General features: G+C 59.5%; 14 protein-coding genes. 7 read left to right on the top strand and 7 right to left on the bottom strand.

Annotation, left to right across the window (positions count from 1 at the left end):
- Positions 1–47 precede the first annotated feature (47 nt).
- Complete coding sequence (locus ACK3SD_RS12090) at positions 48–1,421, bottom strand: NAD-dependent succinate-semialdehyde dehydrogenase (protein WP_137763786.1); 1,374 nt, start codon at positions 1,419–1,421, stop codon at positions 48–50.
- 294 nt (positions 1,422–1,715) lie between these two features.
- Here ACK3SD_RS12090 and ACK3SD_RS12085 point away from each other — a divergent pair, with 294 nt between their 5' ends.
- Positions 1,716–2,057, top strand: a complete 342-nt coding sequence (locus ACK3SD_RS12085; protein ID WP_481125652.1) for a DHCW motif cupin fold protein — start codon at positions 1,716–1,718, stop codon at positions 2,055–2,057.
- A 75-nt stretch (positions 2,058–2,132) separates the two neighbouring features.
- Positions 2,133–3,239, top strand: coding sequence for a D-alanine--D-alanine ligase (gene ddlA / locus ACK3SD_RS12080; protein ID WP_481125651.1), 1,107 nt, complete (start codon positions 2,133–2,135; stop codon positions 3,237–3,239).
- Between the two features lie 43 nt (positions 3,240–3,282).
- Here ddlA and ACK3SD_RS12075 read toward each other — a convergent pair whose 3' ends face one another.
- The 4 genes from ACK3SD_RS12075 to ACK3SD_RS12060 form a co-directional block, all read right to left on the bottom strand.
- The gene (locus ACK3SD_RS12075) at positions 3,283–4,200 is read right to left on the bottom strand and encodes a nucleoside hydrolase (RefSeq protein WP_481125650.1); all 918 of its coding nucleotides are present in this window, start codon (positions 4,198–4,200) and stop codon (positions 3,283–3,285) included.
- A gap of 116 nt (positions 4,201–4,316) precedes the next feature.
- The gene (gene bhsA / locus ACK3SD_RS12070; RefSeq protein WP_481125649.1) at positions 4,317–4,574 is read right to left on the bottom strand and encodes a multiple stress resistance protein BhsA; all 258 of its coding nucleotides are present in this window, start codon (positions 4,572–4,574) and stop codon (positions 4,317–4,319) included.
- A 48-nt stretch (positions 4,575–4,622) separates the two neighbouring features.
- Positions 4,623–4,880 carry a multiple stress resistance protein BhsA gene (gene bhsA / locus ACK3SD_RS12065; RefSeq protein ID WP_481125648.1) on the bottom strand — a complete coding sequence of 86 codons (258 nt, stop codon included), beginning with the start codon at positions 4,878–4,880 and terminating at the stop codon, positions 4,623–4,625.
- Positions 4,881–5,069: 189 nt separating this feature from the next.
- Positions 5,070–5,324, bottom strand: coding sequence for a hypothetical protein (locus ACK3SD_RS12060; protein ID WP_481125647.1), 255 nt, complete (start codon positions 5,322–5,324; stop codon positions 5,070–5,072).
- Between the two features lie 231 nt (positions 5,325–5,555).
- On the opposite strand from ACK3SD_RS12060, the gene ACK3SD_RS12055 reads away from it, so the two are divergent.
- Together ACK3SD_RS12055 and ACK3SD_RS12050 are read left to right on the top strand one after the other, a co-directional pair.
- Complete coding sequence (locus ACK3SD_RS12055) at positions 5,556–6,212, top strand: TetR/AcrR family transcriptional regulator (RefSeq protein ID WP_481125646.1); 657 nt, start codon at positions 5,556–5,558, stop codon at positions 6,210–6,212.
- Between the two features lie 10 nt (positions 6,213–6,222).
- Positions 6,223–7,101: an oxygenase MpaB family protein gene (locus ACK3SD_RS12050; protein WP_481127547.1), complete on the top strand. Its 879-nt coding sequence runs from the start codon at positions 6,223–6,225 to the stop codon at positions 7,099–7,101.
- On the opposite strand, the gene ACK3SD_RS12045 is transcribed toward ACK3SD_RS12050, so the two are convergent.
- Positions 7,098–7,553: a hypothetical protein gene (locus tag ACK3SD_RS12045; RefSeq protein WP_481125645.1), complete on the bottom strand. Its 456-nt coding sequence runs from the start codon at positions 7,551–7,553 to the stop codon at positions 7,098–7,100. The genes ACK3SD_RS12050 and ACK3SD_RS12045 overlap by 4 nt on opposite strands.
- A gap of 276 nt (positions 7,554–7,829) precedes the next feature.
- Between ACK3SD_RS12045 and ACK3SD_RS12040 the strand changes: the two genes are divergently transcribed.
- The gene (locus ACK3SD_RS12040) at positions 7,830–8,939 is read left to right on the top strand and encodes a suppressor of fused domain protein (RefSeq protein WP_481125644.1); all 1,110 of its coding nucleotides are present in this window, start codon (positions 7,830–7,832) and stop codon (positions 8,937–8,939) included.
- A 261-nt stretch (positions 8,940–9,200) separates the two neighbouring features.
- A complete protein-coding gene (locus tag ACK3SD_RS12035) occupies positions 9,201–10,886 on the top strand; it encodes a hypothetical protein (protein WP_481125643.1) in 1,686 nt (561 codons plus the stop codon).
- A 2-nt stretch (positions 10,887–10,888) separates the two neighbouring features.
- Here ACK3SD_RS12035 and ACK3SD_RS12030 read toward each other — a convergent pair whose 3' ends face one another.
- Positions 10,889–11,815 (bottom strand): LysR family transcriptional regulator, encoded by a 927-nt coding sequence (locus ACK3SD_RS12030; protein WP_481125642.1) that lies wholly within the window; start codon positions 11,813–11,815, stop codon positions 10,889–10,891.
- 142 nt (positions 11,816–11,957) lie between these two features.
- Between ACK3SD_RS12030 and ACK3SD_RS12025 the strand changes: the two genes are divergently transcribed.
- A complete protein-coding gene (locus tag ACK3SD_RS12025; RefSeq protein ID WP_481125641.1) occupies positions 11,958–12,965 on the top strand; it encodes a zinc-binding alcohol dehydrogenase family protein in 1,008 nt (335 codons plus the stop codon).
- Positions 12,966–13,088 lie beyond the last annotated feature (123 nt).

Raw genomic sequence — 13,088 nt, 5'->3', positions numbered from 1 at the left:
ATAAAAGGGCGGGGAAAGCACCGGCCGCGGGCGCGGCCGGTGGGGGATCACTTGGCGATCACCACCAGTTTCTGGTTGACGAACTCCTTGATGCCGAGGTCAGACAGCTCGCGGCCATAGCCAGAGCGCTTCACGCCGCCAAACGGCAGCTCCGGCGCGGTGTCAGTGGCGGAGTTGATGTAGACCATGCCGGTCTCAATGCGTGACGCCAGCGCCTTGCCGCGCGCGGTGTCCTGGGTGAAGATCGCGCCACCCAGGCCGTAGTGGGAGTCATTCGCCAGCGTCACCAGCTCCTCGTCATCTTTTACCACGTAGACCTGCGCCACCGGGCCAAAGAACTCCTGGAAGTAGGCCGGGTTGTCACGCGTGATACCGGTCAGGATGGTCGGCTGGTAGAAGTTGCCGTCGGTGTTCTCCACTTTTTTACCGCCGAGGTGCAGGGTCGCGCCCGCCTTGACCGCCTCATCCACCTGCTTGGCGAGATCTTTCAGCGCCTGCGCCGAAGAGAGCGGGCCGAGGGTGGTCTGCGGGTCGAGCGGATCGCCCGGTTTCACCGCCTGCATCTGTGCGGTGAAGCCCTTCAGGAAGGCGTCTGCCACCTTCTCATGCACGATAAAGCGCTTGGCGGCGGTGCATACCTGGCCGCAGTTGCTCAGGCGCGCCTGTGCCGCCGCCTTGATCGCCTTCTCCAGATCGCAATCATCCAGCACCGCGAAGATGTCATTGCCGCCCAGCTCCAGCGTCGATTTCTTCAGCTTGCTGGCGGCGCGGGCGGCGACGATGCTACCGGCCTTCTCTGACCCGGTCAGCGCCACGCCCTGCACCCGGTCATCATCAATCAGCGTGCCCACCTGATCAGTGGAGATAAACAGGTTGGTGTAGGCCCCCTCTGGCGCACCGGCCTCATGCACCAGCTGCTCAAACACCTCGGCGCAGTGCGGCACGATGCTGGCATGTTTCACCAAAATCGGGTTACCGGCGGCCAGGTTGGGTGCCAGTACGCGCATCAGCTGGTAGTAGGGGAAGTTCCACGGCTCGACGGCGACCAGCACACCAATCGGACTGTTCTCCACCCACGCCTCGCCCAGATCGGTCGGGTAGCGGGTGGGTTGCAGGAAGGTTTCCGCATGTTCGGCGTAGTAGCTGGCGATGGCGGCACACAGCTTCACCTCGCCCCGGCTCTGCTCAATCAGCTTGCCCATCTCCTCGCTGGCGATCTTCGCCAGATCGTCCACGCGGGCGGCGATCAGCGCGGAGAGCTTATGCAGCACCTGCACGCGCGACTGCACCGGCCCCTGCGACCACTCGGACTTATAGAGCCGATGGGCACGATCCAGCGCCTGCTGCACCTGCTGGTCACTGTGGTCGGGGTAGGTTTTGATGAGTTTATTATTGAAAGGGTTCACGGTTTGATAAGGCATTAAACGCTCCTTGGTGACGGCGAATCAGCGTGCGAATCAGGCCGCACGGCATAAAAAAGCTGGCCGTAGTGGGATAGTCTCTTGCGGCTAACTTGTTAAAGCGTAGTCCATAACAGCCGGTGGCTGGGCCGGGTGAGACGATCTGTAACAGAATTGCGCAACGAATATCCCACTGTGCTGAAAACCGGCATTTTTTCTTTCTGGCTGATTTACCTAACTTTTCAGAAATCTGCCCGTATCTGCTTTTTGAGGGCGGTATTAAGGTAACGAGAGCGCAACAGACAAGGAGCCGCAATGAAACTTTCCGCCATTCCCTTTGGCGTGACCGACTGGAGCACGGTTGAGGTCACGGCTTACCCCGGCGAGCGGGGCACCGCCTACTGGCGCACCCGCCACTTTGGCGACGAACAGCAGCCGGTGCGAGTGCGGATGGTCGAGTACTCGCCGGGCTATTTGGCAGACCACTGGTGCAACAAGGGGCATATTCTGCTCTGCCTCTCTGGCCGGCTGGAGTGCCGTCTGGAGGATGGCCGCACCTTCGTGCTGTCGCCCGGCATGAGCTACCAGGTGGCCGATGAGCATGAGGCGCACCAGTCCTACACCGAGGAGGGGGCGGTGCTGTTCATCGTTGATTAGCCGCCGTTTGCCGCTTTACTTTCGCCCCGCGCCCGCGCCATTATTTCGCTTTCACTCTTTGGGTAAGGAACGGGCGTGGCTAAGATTCGGGTAGGGGTTATCTTCGGCGGGAAATCAGCGGAGCATGAGGTCTCATTGCAGTCGGCCAAAAACATTGTCGAGGCGATGGACAAGGATCGCTTCGAGGTGACATTGCTGGGCATCGACAAACAGGGGCAGTGGCACCTTCATGACGCCGCCCACTATCTGCAACATGCAGACGATCCGGCGCGGATCGCCCTAAACCCCTCTAGCCGCGATCTGGCGCTGGTGCCCGGCCAGCAGCAGAACCAGTGGGTTGAGCGCCAGGAGGCTCGCGCACTGGCACAGCTCGATGTGATCTTCCCGATCGTACACGGCACGCTGGGCGAGGATGGCTCCCTACAGGGGCTGCTGCGGATGGCGAATTTGCCGTTCGTGGGCACCGGCGTGCTAGGGTCGGCGGTCAGCATGGACAAGGATGTCACCAAACGCCTGCTGCGCGACGCCGGGCTGGCGGTCGCCCCCTTCGTTACCCTGACACGCACTAACCGCGCGCGCTTCGGCTTCGACGCCGTCCGGGCGCGGCTCGGGCTGCCGCTGTTCGTCAAGCCAGCCAACCAAGGCTCCTCCGTGGGCGTCAGCAAGGTGCGCAACGAAGAGGAGTACCAGGCGGCGCTGGCGCTGGCCTTCCGTTTCGATCACAAGGTGCTGGTGGAGTCAGCCATTCAGGGCCGTGAGATTGAGTGCGCGGTGCTGGGCAACGATCAGCCCGTCGCCAGTGTCTGCGGCGAGGTAGTGTTACAGGATGAGTTCTACTACTACGACACCAAATATATCAATGAGCAGGGCGCGACAGTGTCCATCCCGGCTGATCTGCCGGAAGAGACGCACCAGCGCATCCGCGCCGTGGCGGTGGAGGCGTTCCAGGTGCTGGAGTGCAGCGGCATGGCGCGGGTGGATGTGTTCCTGACCGTCGACGGTGAGGTGATCATCAATGAGGTGAACACGCTGCCCGGCTTTACCAACATCAGCATGTACCCAAAACTGTGGGAGGCGAGCGGCCTCAGCTATTCAGCGCTCATCACCCGGCTGATTGAGCTGGCGCTGGAGCGCCACCAGCTTGACAGCGCCCTGCAAAGCTCGGTGCGCCTGCCCGAATGACCGCCCGGCCGGCGTGCGCGCCGGCCGCTTCAGGTTCCCGCCATCAGTAGATCGCCAGCCGCTCGGCCAGCAGCGCCAGCAGACGCGGGGTATCCACCTCGGTCATCACCCGCGTGTTGGGCGCATGCCCATGCAGGTGGCGCGGTTTCACCGCCGCCACTGTTTGGCCGCGCCCCAGCCCCGGATCGGTATTGACGGTAATGTGCGCCTCCACGCCGCCGAACAGCGTCGGGTCTATCAGCCAGGCAATCACACAGGGGTCATGCAGACAGGGATCGGCCGCGCCATAGCTGCGCATCATCGCCGCAATGCTTGCCAGCGCCGGGCTGCCCTGCTGCAACTGCGCCAGCCAGTCAGCATTCACCTGCGCCTGCATCGTCACGTCCAGACCAAACATCACTTGCGGGATGCCCGCGCTCAGCACCACCTGCGCCGCCCAGGGGTCAACGTAGAGGTTGAACTCCGCCAGCGGCGTCACATTGCCGGGGCAGAATGCCGCACCGCCCATAAACACCAGCTGGCGGATCTTGCCAGCAATCTCCGGTGCCTTGATCAGCGCCAGCGCGATGTTGGTCAGCGGGCCAATCGGGCAGAGCGTCACTTGGCCCGGCGCGGCATTGATCGTCTCAATGATGAAATCGACCGCATGTTGCCGCTGCACGGCAAACGCCGGTTCCGGCAGCGGCACGCCGCCCAGCCCATCATGGCCATGCACCTGCGAGCCATAACCCTGCGGCTCCAGCATCGGGCGCGGGCAACCAGCAAACACCGGGATCTCAGGCCGTTGCGCCAGCGTACAGAGGCGGCGTGCGTTGTACTCGGTCAAGTCAGCGGAGACATTGCCCGCGACGGTGGTGATGCCCGCCAGCTCAATCTCCGTGGGAGAGGCCAACGCCAGCAGCAGGGCAACGGCGTCATCCACGCCGGGATCACAATCAAGGATAATGCGGTGCAGCGCCATAAAGGGTTTCCGGTAACAGGGGAATCAGGCAGTTACAGTAAACGGTGGCGGGGGGAAGGGCAAGGCAGCGGGGGAAGAGAAAAAGGCGGCCAACGCCGCCTCTTCGACATGAAGCATTATTTGTAGAGTTCGGCATTGCCATACAGATGGTTATTGCCGGATGCCGAAATGATGCGGTATGAGGTCGCACCCTGCTCATCGGCTTTCTGTGCCAGTTGGCTCTCCAGATCGCTCAGGTTCAGGGAGCTGGTGGCGCTGACGGTGCCGATAGGCTGTGCGTCGGCCGGTGCCTGACCAACCTGTTGGGCAGCGAACGCACCAAAGGAGGCGCTGGTCAGGGCGAGGGCGGCAAGGGCAATTTTCAGGTTTTTCATGGTGTTATCTCCTGTCCGAATTTTAACGTCGTGATTTTTTTATGTTGATTAGTTGTAGATCTCAGCGGTGCCGTAGACCAGGTTGGTGCCGCCGGACGCAGAGGTGATACGGTAAGCGCTGGCGCCTTGCTCCTGGGCTTTCTGTGCCAGCTGGTTTTCCAGACCGGTCAGGTTAGTGGAGCGAGCGCTCACGGTGCCAATCTGTTGGGCATTGGCCGGGGCTTGCGTCACTTCTTGGGCAGCGAACGCGCCGAAAGAGGCGGTGGTCAGGGCAAGGGCAGCGATGGTGAGTTTCAGGTTTTTCATGATCTTATCTCCGAGGCAAAAAATGCGTTTTGGTTTTATCAGCTCATCGTTATTTAATTAACGATCGATAATTTAATGGTAGATCGCATTTTAGCCGGCTGCAACTATTTTTTTAACGATCGTTAATTAATCTTTGGCGATTCGTGCGAAACAGCGGGGCGGCCGGCAGGACGCCGGCCGGGGAGGGAATTAATTGTAGATGCTGCTGTCATCAAACAGGTGATTGCTGCCGGAGCTGGCGACCAGCTGCCGGGCCACCGGATCGCGCAACACCGTGCGCTGTGGGGTGACCGGTTTCAAGGTCGACAGGTCATCACTGGTGCGGGTGGTAAAGCCAATTTTCTGGCTATCGACCTGCATCGTGATAACCTGTTGGTTCGCTAGCGCGGCCAATGGGCTGCTGGCGACCAGCAGGGCGGCAAGCCATAGGGTGATGGTTTTCATGGTGGTAATGTCCGTCAGGGGCGAATCCCGATAACCGCCCCTCTGCCAGTGTCTGATGCCGGGAGGGCCGGCGGCACGGCAGGATACTGCGCGGTACAGGGGGAAGTCGTCATTTGTTTAACGATCGATAACTAAATTATAAACAGACCTCGACACTCCTGCCACCGTTTTTTATAATGATCATTAATAAATATTTTCTGACCTAATCACAGCAGTGATAAGAGAGGGTGTATGAGCACTGAAAATATGGCCTTGGCAAAAAAATGCCGCGGGCGCCCCAAACAGTTCGACCGGGATGATGCGCTGAACAAGGCGCTGAAATTGTTCTGGAAGTATGGCTATGAGGCGACCTCGCTGGCAGATCTGGTGGAAGCCACCGGGGCCAAGGCACCGACGCTCTACGCAGAGTTCGGCAACAAAGAGGGGCTGTTCCGGGCGGCGGTCGAGCACTACCTGACCCTGTTCATCGAGACTAGCAACCGCGCGCTGACGCACTCGGACGTCCCGCTGAAGCAGGCGATTGAGGAGTACCTGCGTGCCGCCGCCGCGCTGTTCACTGACTGCGACAACCCCTCCGGCTGCTTTATGGTCTGCACCTCCGCCACGCTCTCGGCGGCGTCGGAAGAGATCGCCTCGATGCTGCGCTCCCGCCACCATATGCAGGAGCAGACCCTGAGCGAGTTCCTCGACAGCCGCAAGGCGAGCGGCGAGCTGCCGGCGCAGGTCTCCAGTCAAGTGCTGGCAAAATATCTCAACTGCATGGTACAGGGGATGTCGGTGCAGGCGCGGGATGGCGCGAGCCGCACGGATCTCAACCTGTTGGTGGATGTGGTGATGGCCATCTGGCCGCAGCTGATTGCCTTTGATGCCACAAGCGAACCTGCCTGAGTCGCGGCTGCTGGCCCCGCTCCGGCAACGTATAGAGCGACAGGTACTGGGGCTGACCGGCCTGTCGCTGGGCGGCATTGACCTGGAGCAACCGCCGGGCGACCCCGGTCTCTACGGGCCGGACAGCGTTATCTGGCGCGTACACGGGGATTTTACCTCGATGCTGTGCGGCGGCATCTCGGCGCTGCTGCTCCAGATGCTGCACCCGCTGGCGCTGGCTGGCGTCTGGGATCACTCCAACTTCCGTGAGGATATGCTGGGCCGCCTGCGCCGCACCAGCCAATTCATCTCCGCCACCACCTTTGGGGCCACCGGCGACGCCGAACGGCTGATCCAGCGGGTGCGCACCATCCACCGCCAGGTGAAGGGGCAGGACGCCCACGGCACCCCCTATACCGCCGACGACCCGTCGCTGCTGGTTTGGGTGCATGTGGCGGAGACCTATAGCTTCCTGCAATCCCACTTGCGCTACCGCAACCCCCACCTCACCAAGCGAGAACAGAACGCCTACTACCGCGAGGCGGCGCGCATCGCTTACGCGCTGGGCGCTGGCCTGGTGCCGGAGAGCGTGGCGGAGGTGGCGATCTACCTGAACCAGATGCAGCCGCAACTGCGTTACGATGCACGCACCGCCGAGGTGGTGCGCCTGCTGCTGGGTGCGCCCGCTCCCAGTCGGCTGGCGGCCCCTGCCGGTACGCTCTTTATGCGCGCTGGCGTTGACCTGCTGCCCGGCTGGGCCGCCGACCAGCTCCAGTTGCCTATGGGCGGCAGCCAACGGCGGGCGGTACGCTTCGCCACCCGCCGCCTCGCCACGCTGCTGCGCTGGGCGGTACGCAATGGCTCCTGGCACCGCGCCATGCGGCGGGTAGGGCGCCTGCCAGCGTCCTAATAGGGTGCCGATGCCAGACAGAGGGGCACGGAGAGCGTACCGCTCTGCGTCGAGTAAGCGGCGGGCGCGTGGTAGTCATACACACGCCCCCGGATCGTAATCTTCAGGCACTTCTGCTGTTTCTCAATCGTGGCATCTGGATCATCCGTCACCAGAAAAGGGCGTTGCTTCTCTTTGATGCTCTTCACACACGCCGCCTCACTCTGGCGCGCATCACACACAAAATAACGATATGAGAAGGATGTGGTCGCCCCGGCGCTGGCTTCGGTGACATAGAGCGTCGCCAGCGGATTAATGGCGAGCTTGTGAATCACGGTCTGTTCAAAGGGCGTGATAGTCAGGACGCGCCACACGCCGTAGATTACTAGAATAATCAGCGCCACTGGCCATACGTATTTGAGCCAACCAAGAGAGTGCCGCGGACTTGCGTTATGTTGTTGATGGGTAGCCATTGCTATTGCTCCTGAAGATAGCCGCGCAAATTGTAAGTGTTTCTGGGCGCAGTCCTAAAGGGAGATTGCCGCCATAGCGCATCAAATCACCAAGAATTCGCGCCATATTTTGACGGCTGACCTGTCATTTCTGGTTATTCCTGCTTTGCTTATCGCGCCCCCCCCGGCTTTTTTCCGCCATAGCGGCGACTTTTGGGAGTTTTGCCCGTGCGCCCATGCTGGAAGAGGTTCTACACTTCGTTCAATGCGAGGAAAATGGGATTTTAACGAGGTGTCATGCGTCAGTCAGAATTGATCGCCGAAGTGAGCAACCACAAACAGACCCTTATTGCCGTGGTCGAGCAGGATGACCGCGTGGTTTACTTCTACCTCTATGCGCAGGGAGAGATGCGTGAGCGCTTCCCCGGCCTGCGCGCTTGCTGGGTGCGCAACCTGCAACCCGCCCCGCAGGAGGAGGATTGGCAGGCCGCCGAGCAGGGGCTGGCACCGATGATGCCGGCCGCCTACTGCCGCAGTCTGGATGGCGAGCCGCCGCTGCACCCGGAGGGCATCCAGGTCATCTGGAACGAGAGCGATGACGGCGCGGCGCTCTGGTATCACGGCCAGTTGCTGGCGGTGGTGCCGGGTTGGAGCCTCTATATTGATCATCAGGTGAGTTACGCCGCCAGTTGCCTGAAGGACAATGGCAGCACCTTCCCGCTCGGTTCTGCCTCTACCAACAGCCAGTACGCCCGTGCCGAGGAGACGCGCCAGTTCTGGCGCAGCTGGTTGCAGCAGGGGGAGCATCGCCCCTGGCAGAAGGCGCAACGGCAGTTTTTGGAGCACTACGAGGCACGCTTTGGCCCCTCGGTAAAATATTACGCCATCGATCAGGGCAGCTGGCCGCCGATGGCGATTTCGCAGCATGAGCAGGATGGCATCTACTACTTCCTGACGCTGGGTGCCAGCATCCGGCCGATGCCGGGCGTGGAGATTCTGTTTAACGATGACGCCAGCGATCACCGCCGCGCTGAGCTGGCCTTCGCCGTGGAGGCGCAGTATGTCACCGAGCAGAGTGCGGTACAGATGGCCAGCGCGCTCTCTGGCTTCGCCCAGTTGCCGTGGACTACCCTGAGCTGGCTGGGCGAGGGGCACACGCTGGCCTCGCCAATGGCCCCGCAGGGGTACGAGGGCTTTGTGCTCTCTGATGCCCTCTGTTCACCGGCCAGCAAGGTCGCCATGCCGACGCTGTATGGCGATAAGGTCAATCTCTACTGGGCCAGCCCCATTTTCGAGTCTGAACGCGAGTTTGCCCACAGCCAGCACCACGGCGGCTATGAGCTGGTGAAAAAGATGATCGAGGCCGGACTGGGCCACATCTTCACCCCGCGCGCGCCCGTGGTTTAGCACTACCGGGGAGCGACGGCTCCCCCTCAAATTCATCACGTATTTTATTTTTACATGAATCAATTATTAGCTAATAGAATCATTCATTTGCTATAGATTATGCTGCGCCCTTATCAAAAAAAGCACCGATATAAATTATTATTATTATCCGAGGCGGAAATTGAGGTGTACATCAGAAGGGTTAATTCAGCTGTTTAACAGACCCGCCTGATGTCTGGAGAGCGTCAGGTTATCATCGCCTCTGCATAGGTAGGGTGACGTATGGGATTTGAAAACCTCAATGTCATTGAAATTTCTATTTTAGTTATTATCTCTCTATTATTAGGTGCTGGAGTGCCATTTGGTATCTCTCTAAGCCGAAAAAATACGCGGGCAATGCGTGCAAGAAGACTATTGGATTTAGAAAAGTCATTGCACTTCAAAGAGCTTGGTGGATCGATGCTGCCTTCTTTTGAAGTGGTGAAACATAAATATCATATTATGCAAGATGAAGATAAGGAGCTAGCTGGTGAGCTGGAAAACAACGTTAACTATTTTTTACCCGTCCTACTCTATATTACGTTAACCTCAAGCTGCTTTTTTATCTCTTTGACAGTATTTCAACAGCTATATGGTAAAGAGTTTGAAATTTTGCATGAAACAAAAAATCTGAGTCGGCTAGTTTTTGCCTTCACTTTCCTTGGCGCTTTTCTATGGACCCTGAACTATTTGCTGCGCCGGGTCGCCAATTATGACCTGTCGCCGCTCTCCTATTTCCGAGCCTTTTACCGGATTCTGCTCTCTTTAGTCATTGTGGGAGCAGTCTATTACAGCGGTGTTTTCCAAAGCATGACAGATGAGGATATACAGCCAGCCAGTGCCATGACAGCAATGTCATCCATAGGTGCACAACCTACAGTCCCGCCAGCTGCTGCAGCTGCAGCTACACCTACGACTACACCTACGGCTACACCTACGACTACACCTACAACTACACCTACGGCTACGACTACGACTACACCTACGGCTACACCTACGGCTACACCTACGGCTACACCTACGGCTACACCTACACCTACGGCTACACCTACGACTACACCTACGACTACACCTACGACTACACCTACGCCTACGACTACGCCTACAGTTGCTCCCACTAGCAAAGCTGAGGAAACTGTTCGTAAAACCGGTCAGGTAACACTCTTGATTATTGCTTTGGCACTGCTGGTAGGGCTGTTTCCTCTTGCCTTTATCGATCTTCTGGTAGCGCGCTTTCCCTCATTAGCGTTGCGCAGGGTAGACAGTGACGACAAGAAGCTAATGAAAGAGTACCCGCTGGATATGATTATTGGCATCGACCCCTATATGAAGTTTCGGCTTAGTGAGTTCGAAATTGAGGATGTGCAAAATCTGGCGACGGCCAACCCTATTCAGATATTTGTTGAGACCCCCTATGGTCTGTATGAAGTGATTGACTGGATTGCACAGGCGCAACTGATTATTGCGGTTGGCTCAAAAAAAACTCGGCTGCTGCGGAACCTGAATATTCGCACTGTCTTCGATCTGGCCAATATCGGCCAGGATAGATTTTTGCGGCAGCGGATCTACACAATTTTGGTGGCCGATCCCACGGCTCCTGCTCTTTTTCCTGATGATCAAAAAGAGGTGGGCCAAAGCAAAAATATAGATGAAAAATCTCAAGAGGAAAAAAGTCAGGCGAAAAGTGAAATGAAGAAGCAAGATAAGCCAATTATCCAAACCCATCAAGGCAACGATGAACAGCTTCATAATAATTCATTGGAAAAAAACAAATTATGTAAACCGTCAGACGCGTTGACAGAAATTATCAGTATCATTACTGATGATCTTTATATCAAGCGCCTGAATCAGCTTTGGTTTATAATCGAAAAGAGACTAGATATAAAACCTTTTATCAATGAAAACGCGTCAGAAAAAAAATCTCCCTGACCTCAGGCAGCATTACCCTTGGGCAGGGCCGCCAGCAGCAGGTCACACTGCTGCTTGAGCATGGTATGCAACTGCCGCACCGCTGGCGAGAACTGGCCGCGGTGCGGGCAGATCAGGTTGAGCGGCACCGGCTCACCCAGCGCCCCGCCAAACAGTGTCACCAGCCGACCGGCCTGCACGTCGTCGCACACATCCAGCCAGGATTTATAGGCGATGCCCTCACCGGCGATCGCCCAGCGTCGCACCACATCGGCGTCGTCGCTCATCAGCGCGCTGTTGACCGCCACCACCTGTGGCTGCCCGGCCAGCGGGTGGAACGCCCAACGGTCATAGACCCGGCCATGCAGCACAAACGCCAGACAGGCGTGCCCCGCCAGTTCCGCCGGGGTCGTCGGGCGGCCATGACGGCGCAGATAGTCCGGGGAGGCCACCGCCACCCGCCGGTTCTCCGCCGCCAGCGGCAGGGCGACAAAACTGGCATCCTCCGGCTGGCCGTAGCGCAACGCCACATCCACCGGGTCTTTGAACACATCCGTAACCTGATCGGAGAGGAACAGCCGCAGCGTCAACCGCGGATGGGCGCGGCGGAAGGCGCTGAGGGTCGGCAGCAGCACATTGCGCCCCAGATCGGAGGGGGCGGCCAGTTGCAGTATGCCGTTGAGGTGCTCCGGCTCGCGGCGCAGCACTGACTGCCCGGCCGCCAGCGTTGCCAGCGCCTCACTGGCGTAGGGCAAATATTGCTCCCCCTCCGCCGTCAGCCGCAGGCTACGGGTGGAGCGGGCAAACAGCCGCGCCCCCAGCTCCCCCTCCAGCCGCTTGATGGCGGCACTCACCTGCGCCGGCAGCAGATCGGCCTCCCGTGCGGCGTTGGAGAAACTGCCCACCGCTGCCGTGCGGACAAACAGCGCCAGGTCATCAAGTCTGATCATTTTCACTCCCATCATGAAACTGTTGTTCTGTGGCGCGGCTGTATCCGGCCTGTGGAGGGCGGCTATGCTTGGGTCATACCCGGCTTCGGCCATTGAGGTGCGCCGCGGCGCACTGCCACACCATAATTGCGAGGAAGTGAAAATGAAAGCGATAGCCTATGAACAACCCGGTCTGCCGATTGATGATGCGCGTGCGCTGTTTGATACCGACCTACCGGTGCCGCAGCCGGGCGCGCGTGACCTGCGGGTGCAGGTGAAAGCGATCTCGGTTAACCCGGTGGACACCAAGGTGCGCGCTGGCGGTGAAACCAACGGGCCGCGGGTGCTGGGCTGGGACGTGGCCGGCGTGGTGGAGTCGGTGGGGCCAGAAGTGACGCTGTTCAAGCCGGGCGACGAGGTGTTCTACGCCGGTTCCATCATCCGCCCCGGTTGCTACAGCGAGCTGCATCTGGTGGATGAGCGCATCGTGGGCCGCAAGCCGGCCTCGCTGGGCTTTGCTGACAGCGCCGCGCTGCCGCTCACCTCCATCACCGCCTGGGAGCTGCTGTTTGACCGCCTCGGCGTGCCGGAGCAGGGCGGCGAGGGCGATGTGCTGCTGATCGTCGGCGCGGCCGGTGGCGTTGGCTCTATCCTGACCCAGCTGGCACGCCAGTTGACGAAAATGACGGTGGTTGGCACCGCCTCGCGCCCGGAGACCCACGACTGGGTGCGCCAACTCGGCGCGCACCATGTGATTGACCACCACCAGCCGCTGGCAGCACAGCTGGAGAACCTCGGCATCAATCAGGTGACCCACATCGCCAGCCTGACCCACACCGACAGCCACTACGCGCAGCTGGTGGAGGTACTGGCACCGCAGGGCAAGCTGGGGCTGATTGATGACCCGGCCACGCTGGACGCCATGCCGCTGAAGCGCAAGGCGATCTCGCTGCACTGGGAGCTGATGTTCACCCGCTCGATGTTCGAGACCGACGACATGATCAAGCAGCATGAACTGCTGAACCGCGTCGCCGCGCTGCTGGATGAGGGTACGCTCAGCACCACCCTTGGCCAGCACTTCGGCACCATCAATGCCGATAACCTCAAGCGCGCCCATGCGCTGATCGAGTCTGGCAAGGCACGCGGCAAGCTGGTGCTGGAAGGCTTCTGATCCCCTGAATGCCTCCCCGCTGGCCTTGGGCTGGCGGGGTACGCATCGTCTGAAAATCCCCCTTTTGTCGCACCCCGCGCCCTCCGGGCTGGTCAGCCGGGGAATCGCGGCTATCCTTTTGAG

It is taken from the genome of Chimaeribacter sp. YP20170169, assembly GCF_056739715.1.
Note: the sequence above shows the minus strand (reverse complement) of the source record. Positions and strands in the feature narration are given on the sequence as shown.